Origin of the sequence: Algorimicrobium echini (genome assembly GCF_900115185.1) — a bacterium.
GTDB classification, from domain to species: domain Bacteria; phylum Bacteroidota; class Bacteroidia; order Flavobacteriales; family Flavobacteriaceae; genus Algorimicrobium; species Algorimicrobium echini.
The window spans coordinates 1,302,211-1,325,241 of record NZ_FOVN01000001.1; the positions used below are offsets into that span (position 1 = coordinate 1,302,211).

Genomic DNA, 23,031 nt, shown 5'->3' on the forward strand with positions numbered 1-23,031 from the left:
TTATTTTTCTAAAATGCTAATTAGTTTTGCGCCAGGAGGAGGTGTGAATTCAAAAATTGAATTTGGAACTTCGGGATTTAATTCCCATTTCGTGAAATGTGCCTCATATTGCAAATTCTCTTTATTTTTTTGAATGATTACCATGCGTTTTGGTAGCATATTCATTGTATTTGAGACCCAAATTTGGACGTTGGTATCCGGATTAGTTGCTATAATATAGAAACAAGATTCACCGTCCACTGTTTTTTGGCCATTGTATTGAATGTTATCAAAAGCTTCCATTATATCATCTGTAAAAGAGGGATAAAAGAAATCAGCTGCGGGAAATCTAAAATCGAATCTAGTATACATACTATCTATCATTGTGATGATATTATCAGGCGCTTCAAGGGTTACGTAATTGTTTTCATCAAACGAATAGTAAGTCATGAATTCGCCATTATACCAAAATGCATGATTGCCTTGGTCGCCTTGCGTTCGGGACACAAATTTATCGGGTCCAACCATGGTTACTTCGCTATGTTTATAATGCTTTTCAATATTACTATCAGCATTAAGCTTGTCTACAGAACTATTTAAGGTAAAGCTCACAGAGGCTAAATCACCTATAACATCACTCATTTTGTCTAAAATGAAAATAGCAGTTGAATCTATTTGTTTTTCTTGTGCTTGAACCAGAAAGGGAAAAGTAAACACGGCGAGTGCAAAAAAGAGTTTTTTCATAGTTTTAATTGTTTTATGGTTGGTTTTTACTTGTTGAAATACAATTTTGGTAACTCGCGAAACGCTAATTGGGTAATAATAAATAAGGTTTTAAAAAAGCGTTACGAGTAAAGATAGAAAAAACACTTTCTATTTTCAAAAATATTTTTAGTTGTGATTTGGGAGGTATATTTTCAATCCGTTAACAAACAAGTCTAGTTTATTATTTTGTTAAATATTCATCAAATTCAATGATTTATTAAAAAAGAAATTTTGAAAATATTAATTTATTGTATTATTTTTAAGAAAAATTCTAAACTATTAACACATGAGAAAAACAAACACGCTAAGCATTTTCAGTTTGCTATTTATCACAGTTTCTGTCTTTGCACAAACAAAAAAGCCCAACATTTTAGTGATTTGGGGAGACGACATTGGTTGGAGTAATGTAAGCTTTAACAATAATGGAATGTTGGGATATAAAACCCCAAACATTGATAGAATAGCCAAAGAAGGTGCTATTTTTACCGATTGGTATGCGCAACAAAGTTGTACAGCGGGTCGTGCCGCTTTTATTATAGGGCAACATCCATTTAGAACAGGTTTATTAACAATTGGGATGCCAGGATCTAAACAAGGTATTCAGGATGGTCAAGCAACTATTGCCGAAGTTTTAAAACCACATGGTTATGTATCAGGTCAATTTGGTAAAAACCATTTAGGCGATCGTGACGAACATTTGCCAACCAACCATGGTTTTGATGAATTTTTTGGAAACCTTTACCACTTAAATGCGGAAGAAGAACCAGAAAGCTATTATTATCCTAAAAACCCAGAGTTTAAAAAGAAATTTGGACCAAGAGGAGTGTTGCACAGCACAGCAGATGGTAAAATTGAAGATACGGGACCTTTAAATAAGAAACGTATGGAAACCGTTGATAAGGAATTTGAAGCAGCCGCTGTAAAATTCATTAAAAAAGCACATGCTGATGGGAAGCCATTTTTCGTTTGGTTAAATTCTACCAGAATGCACGTATGGACACATTTATCGGATGAGAGCTACGGTAAATCTGGAATTAGTATTTATGGAGATGGTATGTTAGAGCATGATGAAGCAGTAGGAAGAATTCTAGATTTATTAGACGAATTAGGAATTACTGACAATACTATAGTGATGTATTCTACAGATAACGGAGCAGAGAAATTTACATGGCCTGATGGTGGTAATACGCCATTTGCAGGTGAGAAAGGAACGACTTGGGAAGGTGGTTTCCGTGTACCATGTGCTATTCGCTGGCCAGGTGTTATAAAGCCAGGTACGGTTTACAACGACATCTTTTCTCATGAAGATATGATGCCTACATTAGCTGCTGCTGCGGGTGAACCAGATCTAGTTAAAAAAATGTTGAATGGATACCAAGCAAATGGTAAGACGTTTAATTCTCATTTAGATGGTTATAATATGTTACCTTATTTCAAGGGACAAGTTCAAGAATCACCACGTAAAGAGATTTTTTACTTTGATGCAGGCGGAAACTTAAACGCTATCCGTTATGAGGATTTTAAAATTCACTTTACTATTCAAGAAGGAAATATATCTACAGCTTACCGCAAGTCGCCGAGTTGGCCTATTGTAATTAACTTAAGAGCAGATCCGTACGAAGATGGTTGGCAGTCTGCAGGTTATCTAAAATGGTATGCAGATAATATGTGGATGTTTGTTCCGGCTCAACAAATAGCTACTGAATTTTTAGCATCTTTCAAAAAGTATCCAGCGGTTCAAGGATCCTCTTTGTCAATCGACGAAGTTGTTGAATCTATGAAGATACCAACTAGAAACTAATTTAACTTTCAAATATTAAAAAGAGTAGTTGTTTAACTACTCTTTTTTAATATTGATAATATTTAGCAACATATTTTAAACTGGTGGTTTATTGTTATATCTTTCAACTATTCCAAAAATTCACCAAGGAGAAGTGATGGTAATGGCAGTATGCGATTACGTTATAATCTTTTTTGGGTATTAATTGCCCTAATTTAAAATTTCAACTTACTTAAAAGAGCGAATTAAATATTGTCTTGGATACTACAATTGAAAATGATTATAGTCCAAAATAAAGCATGTTGAATAATTCGGAATAGTACTTTTATAAGATTGTTTTAATGTCGTATTAAATTTGAATAATTAAGATGCTTAAAATAATTCGTAAATTATTTATTTTCTCCATGGTCTTGTGGTTTATTTCAAACCAAAATGTCCTAGCATCTTCAAGTGCCTTAAGTAATTTTGCTTATGGCAATCAAATTAAAAATAAAAAACAGCAATTCACAAATTTTAAAAAAGCCAAACAAAAACTTAAAGTTTTGGTGGTTTATAGTTCTACGAGTTACTTTCTCTATCGTGGAAAAACAATGGGTTTTGAATACGAACTATTGGAAAGGCTCTCTGATATGTTGGATATGGATCTTGAGGTTGTTGTTTCTGAAAATATTGATAGTTTAATACCTGATTTACTTTCAGGTAAAGCTGATCTTATTGCCCATGGAATTACTATCACAGAAGAACTGAAAAAAACCGTTTTATTTACAGATTATATTTATTCAACGCATCAAGTGCTCATTCAAAAAAAACCTCATAATTGGCGTCAAATAAAAGCGAGTGAGCTTGAAAAAGACCTGATAAGAGAACTTAAAGATTTAAATAAAGATACTGTATGGGTTAGAGAGCTTTCGTCTTATAAAAATCAATTAAATCATCTTAATAATGATTTAGGGTATGCTATTAATATACAGGTCTTAGATGGTTCTTATTCAACCGATGAGATTATTGATATGGTAAATAGAGACATTATTAAATATACCGTAGCGGATGATAATTTAGCTAAAATAAACACCACTAATATGCCTGATTTGGATGTAGTTACACCTATAAGTGGCGAGCAACAAATAGCTTGGGTTGTAAGGCCAGATTCCAAAGAATTATTAAATAGAATTAATGAACAATTGCATAATGCCAAGAAAAATACAGATTTTTATGTTATTTACAATAAGTATTTTAAAAACAAAACGTACTATAAAAAGCGATTAAAAAGCCCATATTATAGTTTAAAGCATGGTAAAATAAGCCCGTATGATAAGATTATAAAAAAAGAGGCAGCTAGAATAGGTTGGGATTGGCGGTTATTATCTTCAGTAATCTATCAAGAGTCTAGGTTCAACCCAAATGCTAAATCGTGGTCTGGTGCCGTAGGTTTAATGCAAATGATGCCTGAAACAGCCAAAGCACATGGGTTATATGACCCAACAAATCCAAAAGAAAATATCAAGGCTGGAGCTACCTATTTACAGCAAATATTTAATCAATTTAAAGAGATTGAAAATACAGAACAACGTATTAAGTTTACTTTGGCATCCTACAATAGTGGTTATGGTCATGTTCTTGATGCTCAAAGATTGGCTGAATCTAAAGGGAAAGATAAATATTCTTGGGATAACCATGTAGAATCCATGATGCTTGAGTTAAGCAAACCCGAAATTTATCGGAAGGCTATTATAAAACACGGATATGCTAGAGGTGTGGAAACCTATAATTACATCAAAGATATTTTTCAACGCTATGATAATTATCAAAATTTTATAAAATCTTAATGGATTCAAACGAATACTAAATATCAATTTATGAATTAAACTACCTGACTATGAAAAAGCTGTTTTTAACGCTAGTTATCTGTTCTGTATTTAATATAGCACAATCTCAAGACGCTAATAATCCTATAGACCCAAGTCCAACACTAGGAATTTGGAACCGATTTTATGGTGATGATTTTTCCCGGTTACAAATCTTGGGAAACGTGACCCTAAACAAATGGTTCTTAAGAGCCACCGCAGAGCAAGAGTTTAACTATAACGCCGATAACGATTTTAAAAGTGCTAATTTTTTGGTAGCTAGACTTTTTAGTTCTAAAAACGGAAAACACCAATTTGGTTTAGGTGGTGTAATAAGTTATATCAACCATAAAGGGTTTGCTGGTGGTGTTAATTTTGTTTCAGTGAGTAAATTTGGAGCTTGGAAGGCTATTACACTAACAACCCTTCAGGGCGGAAGTGATATCTTCACGATGGAGTTTCAACCCGGAATTTATAAAGATTTCGATAAAGGTTGGTATTTTAGAAGCCACCCGAGAATGTTGTTCGATTTTACCAATGGACAGCACGAAGTCCCTTTAGGTGCTGGTTTTGGTAAAATTTTAAAGCCAGCAGAAGAAGGTACTGTTTTTAACTTGTTTTTTGAACCTCAATATGATGTTGTTAATACCAGAGTTATGTTGTATGCTGGTGTAAAAATGTTATTTTAAATCTTTTTCGTTATGAATTTTACTTCTTTAAGAATGGTTGTACTATTTTGTTCATTAATTTGGACAATGAGTCTTCAAGCGCAACAAAAACCCAATGTTGTTATTATTGTTATGGATAATTTGGGTTGGGGTGAAATTGGTGCTTACGGAGGAGGTATGCTACGAGGTGCAGAAACACCAAGGTTAGATGCCTTTGCTAAAGAGGGGATGCAATTATTAAATTTTAATGTAGAGCCGCAATGTACACCAAGTCGATCGGCATTGATGACTGGTCGTCATCCTATTCGTTCGGGAACAACTAAAGTTGTTTGGGGCTTGCCATATGGATTGGTGGGATGGGAAAAAACCATAGCAGAATTATTTTCAGAACAAGGTTATGCAACAGCCATGTTTGGAAAATGGCACCTTGGAGACATGAAAGGACGGTTCCCTACAGATCAAGGGTTTGATGAGTGGTATGGAATTGCTAATACCACAGATGAATCGCAATATACATCTCAAACAGATTTTGATTCAAAAGTTGTAGCACCACCACAAATTCAACAGGCCAAAAAAGGAGAAATACCAAAAAATATCAAAGAATACAATGTCGATACACGTAAAACAATAGATGCCGAACTTACAGATAAGTCTATTGCTTTTATGCAAAAACAAGTAAAAAATAACAAACCATTCTTTTTGTATTTACCTTATACGCAAATGCACTTACCAACATTACCGCATCCCGATTTTTTAGGGAAATCAGGTCAAGGCGAATGGGCAGATGTATTAACAGAGGTAGACTTTAGGGCTGGACAAATATTTGATGCTATAGATGATTTGAAAGTAAAAGAAAATACCATTGTTATTTGGATGAGTGAAAACGGTCCAGAAGAAGCGCCATCTTGGTTTGGTACTGCAGGTTATTGGAGAGGGTTTTATTTTACAGCATTAGAAGGATCGTTGCGTACGCCATTTTTAATTCGTTGGCCTAACCGCATTCCTAAAGGTTCTGTAACTAATGAAATTGTTCACATTACCGATGTTTTACCAACTTTGGCTGAAATTGCAGGATATAATGTGCCGATGGATAGAAAAATAGATGGTGTAAATCAAATGCCGTTATTTTTGGGTGAAACAGATAAATCTGACAGAGAAGGATTTCCTGTTTATAATGGAGATGAAATGTTTGCTTATAAATGGCGAAATTTTAAAATTCATTATTACGAGCATGAAAGCATGTTTGATAAACCTGTAAAACATAACTTTCCTCGTATTCATGATTTGTTAAGAGACCCTAAAGAGCTCTATGGGATTTCAGGTGGTAATGGTGCTACAGGAGCGCAGAATTTGACATGGATACTGCCTGCTGTTACCAAAAGAGTTATCAAGTTTCAACAATCCCTCAATGAAGAACCTCCAATTTTATTAGGTACACCAGAACCTTATAGCCCAAAAAAATAAAAGTTACCAGCACTCTAAAGTAGTAGTTAATGAAAAAACAAGTTAGAACTATATTTATCTGTTATCTACTTTGTGGTTCATTTCACGACGGTTTGGCTCAAGACGCACAGGTTTCTCGATTCCAAACAGGCTCCTATATCCCAGGATTAATAAGTGTAAGGGATTTTTCGAATCCGGTAAAATCAGGGGTTTTATTAACAAATTACAATGCTTTTCTTTTTTCTAATAGATTCAACGACTCCAACGGGAATGCTATAACATCCATATCCTCTCCATCACAAAATGTCACTATTAATAAGGTCGATATTCGGTCTTATAATAACATTCTCGACATCACCTATGTTTCTCCAAAATTGAAATTCTTAAATGGAATTCGGTATATGGCATATATAGACCTACCTTACAGTACAACTAGTATTCAAGTAGCGGCAACGGGATTATTAAAAAAGCCCAATACACTATCGGGTGGTGCTTCAGGATTTAATGACATCACTGTGTCTCCATTAACATTAAGTTACTCTTTTAGTAATTTTGATATTACGTTTGGATATTCTTTTGTTGCACCAACGGGTCACTATAAAACTGGGGATAATTCTAATACAGGTCTTGGTTATTGGTCTCATATTTTTCAAATTGGGGGATATTACTACTTAAATAATAAATCTACCGCATTTTTAGTTTTACCAACCTATGAATTTCACGGAAAACTTAAAGATGCAGATGTTACCGTTGGTGATCGTGTTGCTTTAGAATATGGTATAAGTCAATATTTAACAGAAAAAATTGAACTCACGCTTCAAGCTGGGCATATGTGGCAAACTGGAAGAGATAAAGGGGCTTCTGTATATTGGAACACCTCAATAAAGGATAAGTTTAGTGTAATCAGTGCTGGAGCCGGTTATTGGTTTATAAGTGATACATTTTATAGTCACTTAAAATGGATTTCTTCTTATGGAAGTAGGGAGTTTTTTCAATTTAACGGTATAGAAGTTCAACTATTAGTTGTGCTTTAAGATACTTCTTAAAATTATTACATAATACATAATTTATAATTATATTTATTAACTATTTGTTTTAAAAATACGCTAATAATATGACGCCACACGAAGCCATTCTAACCCTGAAATCAAAAATGTCCGAATCTATTATTGGGCAAAACCAACTAATAGATCGGTTGCTCTTAATTTTACTAGCCGATGGAAATATGCTGCTGGAAGGATTACCTGGTTTAGCAAAAACACGTGCTATTAAAACTTTGGCGAAACATTTGGACTGTGATTTAAGTCGGATACAATTTACACCAGATTTATTACCTACAGACATTACAGGAACCGAGATTTACCAACCTAACGAAACCGAAAAGTTCATCTTTCAAAAAGGGCCAATATTTAGCAACCTTATTTTAGCCGATGAGATTAATAGGGCGCCTGCTAAGGTGCAATCGGCTTTATTGGAAGCTATGGAAGAACGCCAAGTTACCGTTTCGGGTGAGACTTATAAGATGGCCGATTTGTTCATGGTTATGGCAACACAAAACCCAATAGAACAAGAAGGGACGTATCCCTTGCCAGAAGCCCAAATGGACCGTTTTATCATGCACGTTGTTATAGATTATCCAGACGATGCATCTGAATTGGGTATTTTAAGACTGAATAAACAAGAAAACAGTAAACAAGAAAAACCTAAAGAAACACTTACCATTTCGCAACAGCACATTTTTGATGCTCGAGCAGAAATAAGCAAGGTTAAAGTTACCGAAGAACTGGAAAAATATATGGTAAGCTTAATTGCTGCAACCCGTTTCCCAGAACGCTATAATCAAGAATTACGCGATTTAATAGATTTTGGGGCGAGTCCTCGTGGAACCATTGCACTGGACCGTTGTAGTCGTGTAAATGCTTGGATGGCTGGAAATGACTTTGTGTCTCCAGATAACATCCACAATGTGATAAAAGATGTGTTGAGACATCGAATTGCTTTAAGTTACAAGGCAAGAGCAGAAGGGATAACGGTAGATGATGTTATAGATAAGATTATAGAACAGGTAGCAGTGGTCGCCTAATTCCTAAATAAACCCAAACTTGAAAAAACCTGTAGAAAATAGCAAGATTTTTTTGACACTTGAGCATCTTTTGCAGTTTGAGTGGTTGAATACGGTTTTGAATTTTAAAGCTGGTTCTCAAAAATCCAATAGTGTGCTCTCTGGTCGTTATGCATCCCGATTGCGAGGTCGTGGATTGGATTTCGAAGAAGCCAGACCCTATGTTATTGGCGATGATATTAGAAATATAGACTGGAAAGTTACAGCCAAAACAGGAACCACACACACAAAAGTTTTTACGGAAGAAAAAGAAAAGCCTGCCTTTATTTTTGTGGATCAATCCGTAACTATGGGGTTTGGATCAACCCACAAGACCAAAGCAGTAGTTGCAGGCGAAATTGCAGCTATTGCCGCTTATAAAATTTTAAAAGGTGGCGATAGAATAGGAGGCATGGTATTTAAAGGAAAGGATTACGATTTGCTCACACCAAAGCGCGACCGAAGAAACATCCTTCAATTCTTTCAGAAAATTGTCGATGCCAATAAGGCCATTTACAACTACGAAGCTTTCGATTTTCCAGAAGCCTTAAATGAGATAACTGGCAAACTACGAAATATAATCACACACGATTTTATGGTACTTATCATAAGTGATTTTTACCGTTACAATGCACAAACCATTAAATATTTAAGTCAATTATCAGAGCATAATGATGTGGTGCTTATAAAAATATATGATCCTTTGGAAGCCCAATTGCCAAATGAAAAAATGACTTTAAGCAACATCACACACCAAATTCAAGTTAATGGGAAACAAAAAAAAGTGGTCCAAGAGCTTTCAGAAGATTTCAAAACCAATTACGATCAGTTTAAATCTGAAACAGAAAAATATAATATCACCTTATTCAAAATAAATACAGTAGATTCATTAGAAGATCAGTTAATAGAACTTTTTAGCAGGTATAAACCATAACCTTTGTGAATTCATTTTTTTTACATATCAACACCTTTCAAGACCCACAAGCTACCACTTTGGAACTGGGAAGCATTATGGAGCCAGAACCAATAGCGTTTACTTTTGATACCTTGGGTTGGAAAGTTTTGTTTGTCATTTTAATATTATTATGCCTGTTTGGTGTTTGGAAGTTATACTTAAGGTATAAACACAATCAATACAGACGCGAAGCTATTGCAGAATTACAAACCCTTCATGGCAATACCCAATTATCAGAGGTTGCCTTTATTACAAAATCTGTTTTTATTTTAAAACGTACAGCTTTACAATCTTATCCAAGAGATCAGGTTGCGTCTTTAAAGGGAGAATCTTGGTTGCAATTTTTGAACAGTCAGGTGTCTGGAATGGATTTTTTAAAATACAAAGAAGCCATAGCAAATGCTGTATACAAAGAAGCCCTTGGCAATGAAGAGAGTTTCAATAAGGATGATTTTTTTAACATGTCACTAAAATGGATTAAACGTCATGCCTGAAAATTTTCAATTTGCATATCCGCTAGTGGCATTGTTAATTCCGTTGCCATTTTTAATTTACTGGTTGTTGCCACCAATAAAAAACAGAAGTAGTGCTTTAAAGTATCCCTATTTTTCCCGGGCTGTAGATGTTACCAATCAAAAGCCTAAAAAAGCGTCATATATAAAAAAGCGAAACTGGTTCAGTTGGCTTATTATGTACATAATTTGGTTATTGTTACTCACAGCTTTAGCCTCTCCAGAATTGGTAGGTAAACCGGAAAAGAAAATTAAAACAGCAAGAAACTTTTTAATTGTTGCCGATATTAGTTTTAGTATGGCCAATAACGATTGGGTACTAGATGGAAAGCGTGTTACACGATGGTCAGCAGTAAAAAACATCATGCATGAGTTTATAGGCAACCGAAAAAGCGATAGAATGGGATTGGTATTTTTTGGAACCAATGCCTACATTCAGGCGCCTTTTACATCCGATTTAAATACCATTCAAACCATGTTGGACGAAGCCGATGTAGGTATGGCCGGACAAATGACCAATATTGGCAAAGCCATTGTTAAAGGCATGGATTTGTTTGAGCGTGATACCATTCAAAGTAAAGTGATGTTATTGTTAACCGATGGCGTTGACAGTGGTGAAGCCATACTGCCATTAGACGCTGCTAATATGGCAAAAAAAGATTCTACGGTTGTGTATACCATAGGAATAGGAGATCCAGGAACTTCATCATCAGATTTAGATGAACGTACACTGGAAGAAATTGCAGACATGACAGGTGGAAAATATTTTAGGGCTAAAGATGCCGAGGCCTTGCAAAGTATTTATGCCGAATTGGATACATTGGAACCTCTAGAGTATGAAGAAGAGAGCTTTGTACCAAAAACCTTATTGTATTATATTCCTTTGGGAGCTGCATTGGCTTTAGCAGGATGTGTTGTTTTAGTGAATAATTTAATCTTGCTTTTTAAATGTTTTAAACGGGATTCATGATTGAGGAATTAAAACATATCGATTGGGATAAATTCCATTTTTTAAGACCAGATTACTTGTGGTTAGCCATTCCTTTGGCCATTATTTTGCTTTTGGGTGTTTTGGCTTATGCTGAAAAAACGGTATGGAAAAAGCATATTGCACAGCATTTAAGGCCTTTTGTTATTCAAAAAGGAACAGCTTGGAAATCTAGAGTGATTCATGCGTCATTATTTATACTTTTCGGATTGGCGTTTTTAGGATTTTTAGGGCCAACTTGGAGGGAAGTCAAGGAGCCAACCAAAAAATTGGAATCACGATTGGTTATTGCTTTAGATTTATCGCAAAGTATGTTAACGACAGACGTGTCTCCATCGCGTTTGGAACGGGCTAAATTTAAAATCAGGGACTTTTTAGAAGCCAACCCAAGAGCTGAAACAGCCCTTCAGGTATTTGCAGCTTCTACACATACGGTTGTTCCCTATACAACAGATTATAAAATAATATTAGACCATTTGGATGGATTAAAGCCTAGTATGATGCCTAAACGAGGTACTGGTTTTGATAATTTGTTTATCAATCTGGACAGTCTGTTTAACAACAATAAAGCCGAAGGTAAAATTTTAATTTTTACAGACGATTTGGAAGGCATGGATGTCCAAAAAGTGAGTGCATTTATGCAACAAAATAACGTGGTTTTAAATGTGTATCCTATGGCTACTTTATCTGGAGACAAGGTGCCTTCATTTTATAATTCTAAAGCAGATTTGAAGGTAAAAGGCAAGGTTGTGATGTCTAAACGGAATCAGACTGTTTCAGATAATTTAAAAACCATTGAAAATGTACATGTTTTGGATATGTCTTTAGATGATAGCGATGTTAAACTTTTGGCAGAAGACATCAGCAAACATCTCATTTTCGAAGAAAAACCTCTGGATAGCGAAAACAACTGGCAAGACGATGGTTATTGGTTGGTGATACCAGTAATTATCCTGTTCGCTTTTAGTTTTAGGAAAGGTTGGGCTATTTACAGTTTGTTATTTATGTTTAGTATGGTTTCCTGCTCTCAAGAACCTGAATCCGAAAAAGAACCTTCAGACACATTTGCGTTTAAAGATTTGTGGTATACCAAGGCCTATCAAGGGCAACAGGCTTACAATAATAAAGATTATGCATCGGCAGCCAAATTATATCAAGACCCAATACATCAAGGAGTGGCTTATTATAAGGAAGGCGATTTTTTAAGTGCGAAGGCAGCTTTCGAAAAAGACAGTTCTAAAGTAGGATTATATAATTTAGGTTTAACCTACGCCAAATTAGGAGATTTGGAAAAGTCTCAAGACATATTTGAAACCTTAATAGTAAAGGACCCTTCTTTTGAAGAAGCACAGAAGAATTTAAATCAAGTAAAAAATGCCCTTTCCATGATGGAGAGTTCCGCACCAGAAGATGCCAAACTAAATGAAGAAAAGCCGAATGCCAAAAACAAAAAAAACGACTCCATGGAAGATTTAAGTGGTGGAGGACAGGAAGCTACAAAAAAGGACATGGAAAAAGAACGCACAGAAGAAGAAGCTGCAACAGGTAAACGCAAAGGAAAAGAGATGGATGAATTGCCTGATGATTTTAAATTGGGCAGTGGCGGAATACCTAAAAATGTATTAATGCGAAAGATAGATGATGATCCAGCTTTATTTTTAACCAAAAAATTTCGATATCAAATCAATAAAAAACAAGTTGAAGCTCAAAACACCCAAACAGATTGGTAATTAAACTCAAACATATCATTCTTATTTTGCTTTTTAGCTGCTTTAAAATGCAAGCTCAAAGTTTAATTAGTTATACCTATCTGAATCATGAGACAGCGTATATAGGGCAACCTGTTCAATTAACGGTTTCGGTTTATACCAATACGTGGTTTACTACAGGTGTGGACGTAGGAAACATTCAGGTAGAAGGCGCATTAACGGTATATTTTAGATCTGTTTCAAACAATAAAACCTTTAGTGGGAAGTCCTATTCTGGAGTCGATTTTATCTATAATTTGTTTCCTACTAAACCTGGCGAGATTACCATTCCAGAACTAACCATTCATGTGGAGTCTCCAAAACCAGGTGGTTATCAAGGCATTAAACATGTGTTAAAAACCAAGCCAAAAACCTTGATGGTCACTGATATTCCTATAGGTTTCGATCCTAACAATTGGTTGGTATCCAGTTCCTTGAATATTTCTGAAACATGGAATACGCCATTAAACAATGTTAAAGTTGGCGATGTGTTACAACGTACCATTGTGCGTTCGGCTGGTGGTACATTATCGGAATTTATTCCAGCCCAAAGTTGGGATTCGGTTCCAGGCGTAAGCATATATCCTAAAAGGCCTAAAGTTGAAACAACAAAAACGAAAACCTATGTGTCTGCCAAGCGAACTGAAACGGTAAATTATCTGTTTGAAAAGGAAGGAGAAGTTGTCTTGCCAAAAATTGAATTTGTGTATTGGAACTACAACACTAAAAAATCGTACAAAAAGGTTATAGATTCAACGGTTATTCAAGTGGCTCCTAATGCCGATTTGGACATGCTGGCAACCATTAAAAAGCAATTAGAGCAAGAACAGGAGCAGGCAGAAGTGGTTGAAGATAAACCCTTCTTGATTTTTGGTATGTCGCCTAAACGGTTTTTGTTAGTGTTGGTTTTAGGGCTATTAGCGCTCTATATAGCAATAAAACTAACTGTTTGGTTAGTTAAAACAACTAAAAAAGCCTATCATAATTACATTCACTCCGAGCGTTATTTGTTTCAAAAGGTTTTAAGGAGTTTAAAGAAAAAGGATGTCCATGACTTTTATGTGAGGCTTAATGTTTGGGTGTTGCATTTAGATTTGAAGGAACATCATTTTGACTATTTCTTAAAGACTTTTGGAACCTCTGATTTGAAAAAATCCTACCATCAATTGAATGTCGATTTATTTGAAAAAGCAACAAAACAAGGTATAGACTACCATAGCATTTTGGCTGGATTGAAGGCTTCTAGAAAAAATTATTTTAATCAACAGAAAGCAGACAAAACCTTGACATTAGATGCCAATTGGTTAAACCCAATTGATTGACATTAGACATAACACTACCATTCGTTGATTCTGTTTGAATCCAGTTTAATAAAAATAAACAATAAAATAGTAAAGCCCCAAAGTCCAGAGCCACCATAACTAAAGAAAGGTAATGGGATTCCGATGGTTGGTATTAATCCCATAACCATGCCGATATTAATCATGAAATGGAAAAAAAGGATGGATGCTACGCTATAACCATATACACGACTAAATTGCGATTTTTGCAGTTCGGCAAGATGCAGCAAACGTAGCAATAGTAATACAAAAATAATTACAACTGAAATACTTCCTAGAAATCCCCATTCTTCGCCAACAGTGCTAAATATATAGTCCGTATGTTGCTCGGGAACAAATTTTCCAGTAGTTCTTGTACCTTCTAAATAGCCTTTTCCTTTCAATCCACCAGAACTAATAGCTTTTTCCGATTCATATAAATTATATAAAATGTCGCGTTGCATTTTTTGAATTTTATCGGGATCTTTTTCCAGGCGAAGCCATAAACTTATGCGATCTTGTTGGTGTGGTTGTAAAATATTTTTATAAAAGAAATTAACACCAAATGTAATTACCATTGCTGCTAGAAGCATGGAAATAGGTTGTAATAAAGACGGTTTTCGCTTTCTTAAAAAGTGAAATGTAAAAATTAAACATGTTGCTGCTACAATGGTAATTAAAGGGCCAAATTTAAGGGCAGCAATGGATATGAGTGCTAAAACAATAATTATGGATAGGTATATTTTAGGTAAGCCTTCTCGATACAAAACAAAGAAAAAGGAGCTGTATACAAGCGTGCTACCTGCATCATTTTGAAGCAATACTAATATAGCTGGAATAGCAATAATAATACACAGGCGAATTTGGTCCTTAAATGTTTGAATGTTCGTATTTAAGTCGCTAACATATTTTGCTACGGCAAGAGCAGTTGCTGCTTTTGCGAATTCACTTGGCTGAATGGTCATGCCACCGATTCCATACCAAGATGTGGCACCATTTACATTTTTACCAAATATAAATAATCCAACCAGTGACAAAATTCCAATTAGGTAAATAACACTTGAAAACCGTTCGTAAAATTTAGCTTCAATGGATAATATTAAAACAATAAGAAAAAACGTTAATATGATAAAAATAAGTTGTTTACCATATGGTTGAGAAAAATCAAAATAATCAATGGTCTCACCAATGTGTGAAGCAGATAAAATATTCATCCACCCAAACCCAACTAACATCATGAACAATACAATGGTTATCCAATCAAATTTAAAATGCCTGTTTGTTTCTCTGGTCATACAAAAATTAATTGTCTGTGTGTAATTTACTCTTTAATTTTTCGAGTTCTTCAGGTGAAATGGGTTGAAGCGCGCTTTGTTTATTAATTTTAAATGGTTGGCCAGAATAGGGTTTTTGATATTCATTTTCTAGACTATAGGTTAAAATCCAGTCTTGTAAATCAGTTCTTGTTATGGTTCCTTTTAAATATTTTTCAATCATTAAACTTGAAATTTTACCAGCATAGGTAGAACCATAATGCCCATTTTCAACAAAAACAGCAATAGCTATTTTAGGGTCATCTTTTGGTGCAAATGCAATAAACAACGAATGGTCTGTTAATTGAGTTCGTGTGCCATCTATTATTGCAAAATTTTCGGCTGTTCCCGTTTTACCACATATTTCAATTCCTGGGACACGTAAAGACCGTGCTGTACCATTGTTTTCATACACATCAAATAACCCTTCAATTACAGGTTCAAAATACTTCTTATCTATAGTAGTATAGTTTGGTGTTGTAAACTTGGAGTCTAGTTTTTGACCTTCAATTTGCTTAATAATATGAGGTGTAAAATAAAAGCCTCGATTAGCAATTGCAGCTGTCATATTAGCTAAATGTACAGGTGTAACTAGAATTTCTCCTTGACCAATAGCGTTAGAAATAATGGTTGTTGCTCCCCAATTAAAATCAGGATACCATTTGTCATAATAAGCACCGTCAGGAATATTCCCTTTTTTTCCAATAGGTAAATCGGTACCTAAATATTGACCTAAACCAAAACTCTTTACATGGCTGCTCCAAATATCCATAGCTTTGCTAGAGTTTGGAACGATATCCAAACTTCGTCTGAAAGCAGTTGCAAAATAGGAGTTACACGATTTGGCAATGCCTTTAACTAAATCGCGGTTTCCTCCACCACAGTGACAGCCCATTTTTCCACGACGACCATAATGATAAACACCGGAACAAAAAACATTTGTTTGTGGTGTAATAACGCCCTCTTGTAAAGCTGTTAAAGCAACAATGGCTTTGAAAGGCGAGCCTGGTTCATGGACTCTTAAAAGGCCTTTGTCTATTAATGGTAGATGGATGCTGTCATTATGAAGTTTGGTATAATTTCTAGATCGTTTTCGTCCTACTAATAAATTAGGATCATATGATGGTGCTGAAACTAAAGCAAGAATTTCACCAGTTTTTGGCTCTAAAGCTACTATGCCTCCACGTTTGTTTGACATGAGTAATTCACCATATTCTTGTAGTCTCTGGTCTATAGTAATAGTAATGTCTTTTCCTTGCTTTGGTATGGTATCAAGCGCGCCATCTTGATAGGGTCCTATGTCTCGATTGAAGCGATCTTTTTGAATGAATTTTATACCTTTTACACCACGTAATTCTTCTTCGTAAGATAATTCAACACCCTGTTTACCAATTAAATCACCCATATTATAATAGGGGTTTTTTTCAATCTGACTAGGGGTAGCTTCTGCAATAAATCCTAAAACATTTGCACCAACAGTAGTTTGATAATCACGTAATAAACGTTTTTGAATATAAAAACCTTCATATTTTCGCATTTTTTCCTGCAATACAGCATAATCTTCTTTAGATAAGTGGGCTATAAAAACATAAGGTAGTCTTGGTGAATAGTTATATGCGCGTTGGTATGTTTTAATAAATTGTTCTTTGGTAATTTTCAATAAAGAGCAAAACTCTGTGGTGTCTAAAGGCTTTACTTCTCTTGGAATTACCATCACATCATAAGATGGTTGATTTCCTACTAACAGTTTGTTGTTCCTATCATAAACAAATCCACGTTTTGGGTAATCGTATACCTTTCTTATAGCGTTATCATTTAATATGTCGTGTGCTTCTGCAGAATAAATTTGTAAATAGAAAAGCCTACCAATAAATGTGAGACCTACCAGAATGATTATGAAAAAGAGTAAAAATTGTCGCATTAAGTTTTTCTACTGAATAAAATGGTTGCTATTAAACAAAGTATAATAGTGAATATACTTGAAAATAACGTTTTTTGAAGCACCAAAATTATGTCTTTTAGGTTAAAAATTTCTAATGCGAATAGAATAAAATGGTGAATGAGTACTAAAATGACAAAATAAATAACTTTTGCACCAAAATCCACGTTTTTAAACTTAATGGTGTGATGTTCGTAAACAGATCCAAAACAGAATTTAAGTACTACAGGTCTTATAAACGCTATTGTTAATGCTGCTGCCGCATGAATGCCACCCGAATCTGAAAATAAATCTATAGTCAACCCTAAAGCGAAGCTTAATAAAAGGAAAATGAGTCGGTTGTTATTTACGGGAAATAACAGCACGAAAATAACATATAAGTATGGGTTAATATATCCTAAAAAATTAATATGATTTAAAACCAAAACTTGCGCCAAAATTAGCACAATAAACTGAACGCTATAGGATATGACGTTAATTTTCATTGGTAGTTTTTAAGAGACTGTTTATTTCAGATTTATCAACATTTTCAATAATATATACATATTCAATGTTAGTCATGTCGTTAAAAAGTTTCACATCAATGGTGTAAAAATTTTCTGCAGAATCTAGTCTGTAATCTTCAATAGTTCCAACGGGAATGCCTTTAGGGAAAATTACCGAGCGTCCCGATGTTACAATAGTATCTCCTTTTTTTAAAGGTGCTATTTTTGAAATTTCATTTAACTGAACTATCTGTGGTCGTTGGGTATCCCACATTAAGGATCCAAAATGATTGGTGTTTTTTAATTGGGCACTAATTTTAATATTAGTATTTAAAATAGATAAAACGGTGGCAAATTTATGGCTTGTTTGATCTACTATTCCTAAAATTCCTTTAGGCGTAATAACGCCAAAATCTTGTTTTATACTATCCCGTTTTCCGCGATTGATAAGCAGGACATTGTTCTTTACCGAATAACTGTTTTTAATAACTCTAGCTGGTGTAAATTTATAATTAATACCACCATAGATACTATCGGTTATGAAACTAGAGTTTATTGTGTCATTAGGTGTGTGGATCAGTGAATTTAAACGTGCATTTTCTTCTTGCAACATTAAGTTTTGCGATTCCAAATTAAAATAAACGGTTAAGTTATTGGCGGAATTGTAAACACCTCCAGTAACAAAATTAGCCGAATTAATAAACTTACTTTTATGGTATGAGTGGGACTGGATTGTAAAAATTATAGCCATAAAGAGCAACAAAAAATACAACAAAAAAGTTTTGTTTCTTAAAAAGAATTTAATGATTTGTTGCATGATTTAGTATGCTATTTTATCAAGACACTTTTAAACTTTGACAAATTCTTAAGCGTTATTCCAGTTCCGCGAACTACTGCACGTAAAGGGTCTTCAGCAATATAAACGGGTAAATCTGTTTTTTGCGATAAACGCTTATCCAATCCGCGAAGCATTGATCCACCACCTGCTAAATAAATACCTGTGTTATAGATATCGGCAGCTAATTCGGGAGGTGTTTGAGATAGCGTTTCCATAACTGCATCTTCGATACGTAAAATGGATTTATCTAGAGCTTTAGCAATTTCACGATATGAAATTTGAACCTGTTTAGGTTTACCAGTAAGTAAGTCACGACCCTGAACACTCATGTCTTCTGGAGGTAACTCTAAATCTTCGGTGGCAGCACCAATCTGGATTTTAATTTTTTCAGCAGTGCGTTCACCAACATATAAATTGTGTTGGGTACGCATGTAATAAATTATGTCATTGGTAAAAACATCACCAGCAATTTTAACAGATTTATCACAAACAATTCCACCTAAAGCAATAACAGCAATTTCTGTAGTACCACCTCCAATATCTACAATCATGTTTCCTTTTGGCTGCATAATATCTACGCCAATACCAATAGCTGCTGCCATTGGTTCATGAATTAAATACACTTCTTTCCCGTTTACACGCTCACACGATTCCTTAACAGCACGCATCTCTACTTCTGTAATTCCAGAGGGAATACAAACAACCATACGTAACGAAGGTGGGAATAATTTTTTCTTTAGAGCTGGAATGTTTTTAATAAACAAACTAATCATTTGCTCACTGGCATCAAAATCTGCAATAACACCATCTTTTAATGGCCTTATGGTTTTAATATTTTCATGAGTTTTTCCTTGCATTAAGCTGGCTTCTTTTCCAACAGCAATTATTTTTCCAGAAATTCTATCGCGTGCAACAATAGACGGGCTATCCACAACAACTTTGTCGTTGTGAATAATTAGGGTGTTTGCAGTTCCTAAATCTATGGCTATTTCTTCGGTTAAGAAGTCAAAAAATCCCATGTGCTTGAGTCGTTTATTTGAGGTTTGTTAATCAAATCTTGTAAATGTAATAAAAGTTATGCAATTATTATCTTTGGTTTTCCTTTAGAGTGATTTTAACTTTAATTCAATTTTTCGTGCTATAAAACTTTAAAAGTGAAAAATTAATGTTTAAAATGACGTGTTCCGGTCATAACCATGGACACATCATTCGCATTGCAATAATCCACACTTAACTGATCTTTTATGGAGCCACCTGGTTGAATAACAGCTGAAATTCCTGCATTATCAGCAATTTCTACACAGTCAGGAAACGGAAAAAAGGCATCACTAGCCATAACAGCTCCTTTTAAATCGAAATTAAAAGACTGTGCTTTATGTATGGCTTGATTTAAAGCGTCTACACGACTGGTTTGTCCAGTGCCACTAGCACATAATTGCTTGTTTTTTGCCAATACGATGGTGTTAGATTTGGTGTGCTTGCAAATTTTTGATGCAAATATTAGGTCTTCTAACTCACTTTCGCTTGGTTTATTGTTGGTAGCATAGGTTAAATTTTCAATAGTATCAGTTAAACCATCGCGCTCCTGAACCAAGATGCCATTTAAACAGGTTCTTACAGTTGTTTTGGGTAGTTCAATATCATTCTGTATTAATAATATGCGGTTCTTTTTCCCTTTTAAAATTTCCAAGGCTGATTCAGAAAAAGAAGGCGCTATGACTACTTCACAGAATAAATTATGAATGTCATTTGCGGTTGCTTCGTCAATTTCGGTATTGCAAATTAATATACCTCCAAATGCTGAAACAGGATCACCTGCTAAAGCATCTGCATATGCTTCTTTTACGGTGTTTCTTTGCGCAAAACCGCAGGCATTGTTGTGTTTTAGAATAGCAAATGTAGGTGCTTCGCCTTTAAATTCATTCATCAAATTCACAGCTGCGTCCACATCTAATAAGTTGTTGTAGCTTAATTCTTTGCCGTGAAGCTTGGTAAACATAGCATCAAAATCACCAAAGAAAAATCCTTTTTGGTGCGGGTTTTCGCCATAACGAAGAACCTGACCATTATTTTCACTTAATTTAAAACTTGGAATGCTTTGATCTTGGTTGAAATAATTAAAAATAGCCGAATCGTAATGAGATGACACATTGAAAGATTTTGCCGCAAAACGTTTTCTGTCAGCTTCCGTTGTGTTTCCTTTTTGGGTTTGGAGTAACTCTAAAAATTCGCCATAATCATTTACGGAAGCCACACAAACTACATCGGCATAATTTTTAGCTGCTGCACGTATAAGTGAAATGCCACCAATATCTATTTTTTCAATAATATCCTGATTTTCCGCACCAGAAGCTACCGTTTTTTCAAAAGGATATAAATCAACAATAACTAAATCTATTTGTGGAATAGCAAACTCTGCTAGTTCTGCAACATCACTTTCATTGTTCTGTCTGTTTAGAATTCCACCAAAAACTTTAGGATGTAATGTTTTTACACGGCCACCAAGAATGGAAGGATAGGAGGTTACATCTTCTACAGGAACAACAGGAATACCTAAGTCCTTTATAAATTTTTCAGTGCCTCCTGTGGAATAAATAGTAACGTTTTGTTCGTGTAATGTTTTTACAATTGGTGCCAATCCGTCTTTACTGAAAACAGAAATTAATGCCGATTTAATAGTTTTAGTTGTACTCATTTGTGTTGTGTTGTTTTATGCTTGCAAAAGTAGGGAATTACATTAAAAAAAACAGTCACGTTTTAAACTAAAACACGACTGTTTTTCAACTTAAAAAAGAAGTTATTAACAGTTACAATATGGTAGCTACTTTTTTACAGACAAACTCTAAAAAACGTTCGTCCATGTCGGTGAATGGATCTGGTGTGTTAGAGTCAATATCTATTTGACCTATGTTTTGATTATTTACAAAAATGGGAACAACAATTTCAGCCTTAACGGTCAGACTACATGCAATGTAATTGTCCTGAGCAGACACATCTGGGACTACAAAATTTTGATTGCTAATTGCTACTTGGCCACAAATGCCTTTTCCAAAAGGAATAATGGTATGACTGGTAGGTTCGCCAACATAAGGACCTAGTTTCAATTCGCTTTTATCACCATTTTTAAAGTAAAAACCAACCCAGTTGTAATAGGAGATTTCTTTTTCTAAAAGTGCGCAAATAGCTAGTAATCTGTTATCTACAGATAATTCTGTTTGTTGAATAATTTCAGTAACAGCAGGTTTTAGTTCTTGGAGTGTCATTCGTTTTTATAGTTTTCGCAAAAGTATTTAATTTGCAATGATTTATACGTGTCAATTTGTATAACTTTAACACGGAAATAACAAAAAAGGTATAGTGAAAAAATTAGTGCTCAAATACAAGTCTGTGATTAGGTTTATTCTTACTTTTTTGTTGGTTTATGCAGTTATGACGTTTGGGTATAAATTTTATTTGCAATTATCAACGGGTGAGGTTTATTATCCAGATTATATGACCCATTTGGTAGCACTACAGAGTGCGGATTTGTTGCAAACATTGGGATATGAGGCGCAGGTTTTACCACATCCAAACGAAGCCTCGATGAAACTTATTATCAATGAGAAATATGTAGCACGTGTTATAGAAGGCTGTAATTCCGTAAGTGTAATCATTCTATTTATGGCATTTATTCTAGCATTTTCAGGACGTTTTAAAACAACTGTTATTTATATTTTGGCTGGAAGCGTATTAATATATGTTGCAAATTTGGTTCGTGTCGTTATTCTTTCTGTTGGTTTATATCATTATCCGTGGCGAAAAGATGTGTTACACACGGTTATTTTTCCAGCTATAATTTATGGTATGGTTTGCTTGCTTTGGGTGGTTTGGGTTAATCGGTTTTCTAAATTAGCTTCCAAAAAATGAGTAAAGTATTAACATATTTAACCATTGTAGTTTTAGTTACATTGTTAGTGTTAATTCGTGTATTTGAACAGCAGTTGTTCTATGATCCATTTTTAGCATTTTTTCAGAACGATTATCTTTATATGGATTCTCCAAGACGTGAAGTTTTTAAACTGACCGCTTTTACAAGTTTGCGATTTCTAATCAATACTGTTTTATCTCTGGGTATTTTATTTGCCATTTTTAAAGATGTCAGTATCATTAAGTTTTCAGCTTTAATTTATGGCGTAGCTTATGTCGTCCTCATGTTATTATTTTTATATTTTGTGATTAACCCAAAACAGGATGATTATTACCTGTTTTTTAATATCCGTCGTTTTTTAATTCAACCCTTAATTTTATTATTACTTATTCCGGCATTTTTCTATCATAAGAAGAATCTTTAAATTGTTAATCCTGTTTTAAAAAT

General features: G+C 34.5%; 21 protein-coding genes. 13 read left to right on the top strand and 8 right to left on the bottom strand.

Annotation, left to right across the window (positions count from 1 at the left end; all coding sequences use genetic code 11):
• Positions 1 to 723 carry a DUF2092 domain-containing protein gene (locus tag BM239_RS05870; RefSeq protein WP_092206675.1) on the bottom strand — a complete coding sequence of 241 codons (723 nt, stop codon included), beginning with the start codon at positions 721 to 723 and terminating at the stop codon, positions 1 to 3.
• 307 nt (positions 724 to 1,030) lie between these two features.
• On the opposite strand from BM239_RS05870, the gene BM239_RS05875 reads away from it, so the two are divergent.
• The 11 genes from BM239_RS05875 (at position 1,031) to BM239_RS05925 (ending at position 14,105) form a co-directional block, all read left to right on the top strand.
• A complete protein-coding gene (locus BM239_RS05875; protein ID WP_092206676.1) occupies positions 1,031 to 2,545 on the top strand; it encodes an arylsulfatase in 1,515 nt (504 codons plus the stop codon).
• A gap of 347 nt (positions 2,546 to 2,892) precedes the next feature.
• The gene (locus tag BM239_RS05880) at positions 2,893 to 4,350 is read left to right on the top strand and encodes an MltF family protein (protein WP_092206677.1); all 1,458 of its coding nucleotides are present in this window, start codon (positions 2,893 to 2,895) and stop codon (positions 4,348 to 4,350) included.
• A gap of 50 nt (positions 4,351 to 4,400) precedes the next feature.
• Positions 4,401 to 5,057 carry a hypothetical protein gene (locus BM239_RS05885; RefSeq protein ID WP_092206678.1) on the top strand — a complete coding sequence of 219 codons (657 nt, stop codon included), beginning with the start codon at positions 4,401 to 4,403 and terminating at the stop codon, positions 5,055 to 5,057.
• Between the two features lie 12 nt (positions 5,058 to 5,069).
• Positions 5,070 to 6,500, top strand: coding sequence for an arylsulfatase (locus tag BM239_RS05890; RefSeq protein ID WP_092206679.1), 1,431 nt, complete (start codon positions 5,070 to 5,072; stop codon positions 6,498 to 6,500).
• A 29-nt stretch (positions 6,501 to 6,529) separates the two neighbouring features.
• Positions 6,530 to 7,513 (top strand): SphA family protein, encoded by a 984-nt coding sequence (locus BM239_RS05895; RefSeq protein WP_092206680.1) that lies wholly within the window; start codon positions 6,530 to 6,532, stop codon positions 7,511 to 7,513.
• Positions 7,514 to 7,593: 80 nt separating this feature from the next.
• Positions 7,594 to 8,562, top strand: a complete 969-nt coding sequence (locus BM239_RS05900; protein ID WP_092206681.1) for an AAA family ATPase — start codon at positions 7,594 to 7,596, stop codon at positions 8,560 to 8,562.
• Between the two features lie 19 nt (positions 8,563 to 8,581).
• A complete protein-coding gene (locus BM239_RS05905) occupies positions 8,582 to 9,514 on the top strand; it encodes a DUF58 domain-containing protein (protein ID WP_092206682.1) in 933 nt (310 codons plus the stop codon).
• Between the two features lie 5 nt (positions 9,515 to 9,519).
• Positions 9,520 to 10,029, top strand: coding sequence for a DUF4381 domain-containing protein (locus BM239_RS05910; RefSeq protein ID WP_143094895.1), 510 nt, complete (start codon positions 9,520 to 9,522; stop codon positions 10,027 to 10,029).
• Positions 10,022 to 11,017, top strand: coding sequence for a vWA domain-containing protein (locus BM239_RS05915; RefSeq protein ID WP_092206683.1), 996 nt, complete (start codon positions 10,022 to 10,024; stop codon positions 11,015 to 11,017). Before BM239_RS05910 ends, BM239_RS05915 begins: the two co-directional genes overlap by 8 nt.
• Entirely contained in the window at positions 11,014 to 12,765 is a 1,752-nt protein-coding gene (locus tag BM239_RS05920) for a VWA domain-containing protein (protein ID WP_092206684.1), read from the top strand. The genes BM239_RS05915 and BM239_RS05920 overlap by 4 nt, the downstream gene beginning before the upstream one ends.
• Before the next feature lie 47 nt (positions 12,766 to 12,812).
• Positions 12,813 to 14,105: a BatD family protein gene (locus BM239_RS05925; RefSeq protein WP_092206685.1), complete on the top strand. Its 1,293-nt coding sequence runs from the start codon at positions 12,813 to 12,815 to the stop codon at positions 14,103 to 14,105.
• A gap of 14 nt (positions 14,106 to 14,119) precedes the next feature.
• Here BM239_RS05925 and rodA read toward each other — a convergent pair whose 3' ends face one another.
• The 7 genes from rodA to BM239_RS05960 all read right to left on the bottom strand — a co-directional run bounded on the left by rodA (position 14,120) and on the right by BM239_RS05960 (position 21,940).
• Positions 14,120 to 15,397 carry a rod shape-determining protein RodA gene (rodA, locus tag BM239_RS05930; RefSeq protein ID WP_092206686.1) on the bottom strand — a complete coding sequence of 426 codons (1,278 nt, stop codon included), beginning with the start codon at positions 15,395 to 15,397 and terminating at the stop codon, positions 14,120 to 14,122.
• Positions 15,398 to 15,404: 7 nt separating this feature from the next.
• Positions 15,405 to 17,336, bottom strand: a complete 1,932-nt coding sequence (gene mrdA, locus BM239_RS05935; protein ID WP_092206687.1) for a penicillin-binding protein 2 — start codon at positions 17,334 to 17,336, stop codon at positions 15,405 to 15,407.
• Positions 17,336 to 17,839 carry a rod shape-determining protein MreD gene (locus BM239_RS05940; protein WP_092206688.1) on the bottom strand — a complete coding sequence of 168 codons (504 nt, stop codon included), beginning with the start codon at positions 17,837 to 17,839 and terminating at the stop codon, positions 17,336 to 17,338. The genes mrdA and BM239_RS05940 overlap by 1 nt, the downstream gene beginning before the upstream one ends.
• Positions 17,829 to 18,656: a rod shape-determining protein MreC gene (mreC, locus tag BM239_RS05945; protein WP_092206689.1), complete on the bottom strand. Its 828-nt coding sequence runs from the start codon at positions 18,654 to 18,656 to the stop codon at positions 17,829 to 17,831. The genes BM239_RS05940 and mreC overlap by 11 nt, the downstream gene beginning before the upstream one ends.
• An 11-nt stretch (positions 18,657 to 18,667) precedes the next feature.
• Positions 18,668 to 19,696 (bottom strand): rod shape-determining protein, encoded by a 1,029-nt coding sequence (locus tag BM239_RS05950; RefSeq protein ID WP_066248546.1) that lies wholly within the window; start codon positions 19,694 to 19,696, stop codon positions 18,668 to 18,670.
• 143 nt (positions 19,697 to 19,839) lie between these two features.
• Positions 19,840 to 21,372, bottom strand: coding sequence for a bifunctional phosphoribosylaminoimidazolecarboxamide formyltransferase/IMP cyclohydrolase (gene purH, locus BM239_RS05955; protein WP_092206690.1), 1,533 nt, complete (start codon positions 21,370 to 21,372; stop codon positions 19,840 to 19,842).
• 112 nt (positions 21,373 to 21,484) lie between these two features.
• Positions 21,485 to 21,940: a GAF domain-containing protein gene (locus tag BM239_RS05960; protein ID WP_092206691.1), complete on the bottom strand. Its 456-nt coding sequence runs from the start codon at positions 21,938 to 21,940 to the stop codon at positions 21,485 to 21,487.
• Between the two features lie 94 nt (positions 21,941 to 22,034).
• On the opposite strand from BM239_RS05960, the gene xrtF reads away from it, so the two are divergent.
• Both xrtF and BM239_RS05970 read left to right on the top strand, forming a co-directional pair.
• Positions 22,035 to 22,583 (top strand): exosortase family protein XrtF, encoded by a 549-nt coding sequence (xrtF, locus tag BM239_RS05965; protein WP_092206692.1) that lies wholly within the window; start codon positions 22,035 to 22,037, stop codon positions 22,581 to 22,583.
• Complete coding sequence (locus BM239_RS05970) at positions 22,580 to 23,008, top strand: exosortase F system-associated membrane protein (protein WP_092206693.1); 429 nt, start codon at positions 22,580 to 22,582, stop codon at positions 23,006 to 23,008. Before xrtF ends, BM239_RS05970 begins: the two co-directional genes overlap by 4 nt.
• The last annotated feature ends 23 nt before the right edge of the window (positions 23,009 to 23,031 follow it).

Bases quoted from the DNA above. Each gene is read 5' to 3' on its own strand.
- BM239_RS05895 (WP_092206680.1), top strand. From the start codon at position 6,530: ATGAAAAAACAAGTTAGAACTATATTTATCTGTTATCTACTTTGTGGT.
- purH (WP_092206690.1), bottom strand. From the start codon at position 21,372: ATGAGTACAACTAAAACTATTAAATCGGCATTAATTTCTGTTTTCAGT.
- BM239_RS05920 (WP_092206684.1), top strand. From the start codon at position 11,014: ATGATTGAGGAATTAAAACATATCGATTGGGATAAATTCCATTTTTTA.
- BM239_RS05885 (WP_092206678.1), top strand. From the start codon at position 4,401: ATGAAAAAGCTGTTTTTAACGCTAGTTATCTGTTCTGTATTTAATATA.
- BM239_RS05950 (WP_066248546.1), bottom strand. From the start codon at position 19,696: ATGGGATTTTTTGACTTCTTAACCGAAGAAATAGCCATAGATTTAGGA.
- BM239_RS05890 (WP_092206679.1), top strand. From the start codon at position 5,070: ATGAATTTTACTTCTTTAAGAATGGTTGTACTATTTTGTTCATTAATT.
- BM239_RS05960 (WP_092206691.1), bottom strand. From the start codon at position 21,940: ATGACACTCCAAGAACTAAAACCTGCTGTTACTGAAATTATTCAACAA.
- BM239_RS05875 (WP_092206676.1), top strand. From the start codon at position 1,031: ATGAGAAAAACAAACACGCTAAGCATTTTCAGTTTGCTATTTATCACA.
- mrdA (WP_092206687.1), bottom strand. From the start codon at position 17,336: ATGCGACAATTTTTACTCTTTTTCATAATCATTCTGGTAGGTCTCACA.
- BM239_RS05870 (WP_092206675.1), bottom strand. From the start codon at position 723: ATGAAAAAACTCTTTTTTGCACTCGCCGTGTTTACTTTTCCCTTTCTG.
- BM239_RS05880 (WP_092206677.1), top strand. From the start codon at position 2,893: ATGCTTAAAATAATTCGTAAATTATTTATTTTCTCCATGGTCTTGTGG.
- BM239_RS05900 (WP_092206681.1), top strand. From the start codon at position 7,594: ATGACGCCACACGAAGCCATTCTAACCCTGAAATCAAAAATGTCCGAA.
- BM239_RS05970 (WP_092206693.1), top strand. From the start codon at position 22,580: ATGAGTAAAGTATTAACATATTTAACCATTGTAGTTTTAGTTACATTG.
- rodA (WP_092206686.1), bottom strand. From the start codon at position 15,397: ATGACCAGAGAAACAAACAGGCATTTTAAATTTGATTGGATAACCATT.
- BM239_RS05940 (WP_092206688.1), bottom strand. From the start codon at position 17,839: ATGAAAATTAACGTCATATCCTATAGCGTTCAGTTTATTGTGCTAATT.
- mreC (WP_092206689.1), bottom strand. From the start codon at position 18,656: ATGCAACAAATCATTAAATTCTTTTTAAGAAACAAAACTTTTTTGTTG.
- BM239_RS05915 (WP_092206683.1), top strand. From the start codon at position 10,022: ATGCCTGAAAATTTTCAATTTGCATATCCGCTAGTGGCATTGTTAATT.
- BM239_RS05925 (WP_092206685.1), top strand. From the start codon at position 12,813: ATGCAAGCTCAAAGTTTAATTAGTTATACCTATCTGAATCATGAGACA.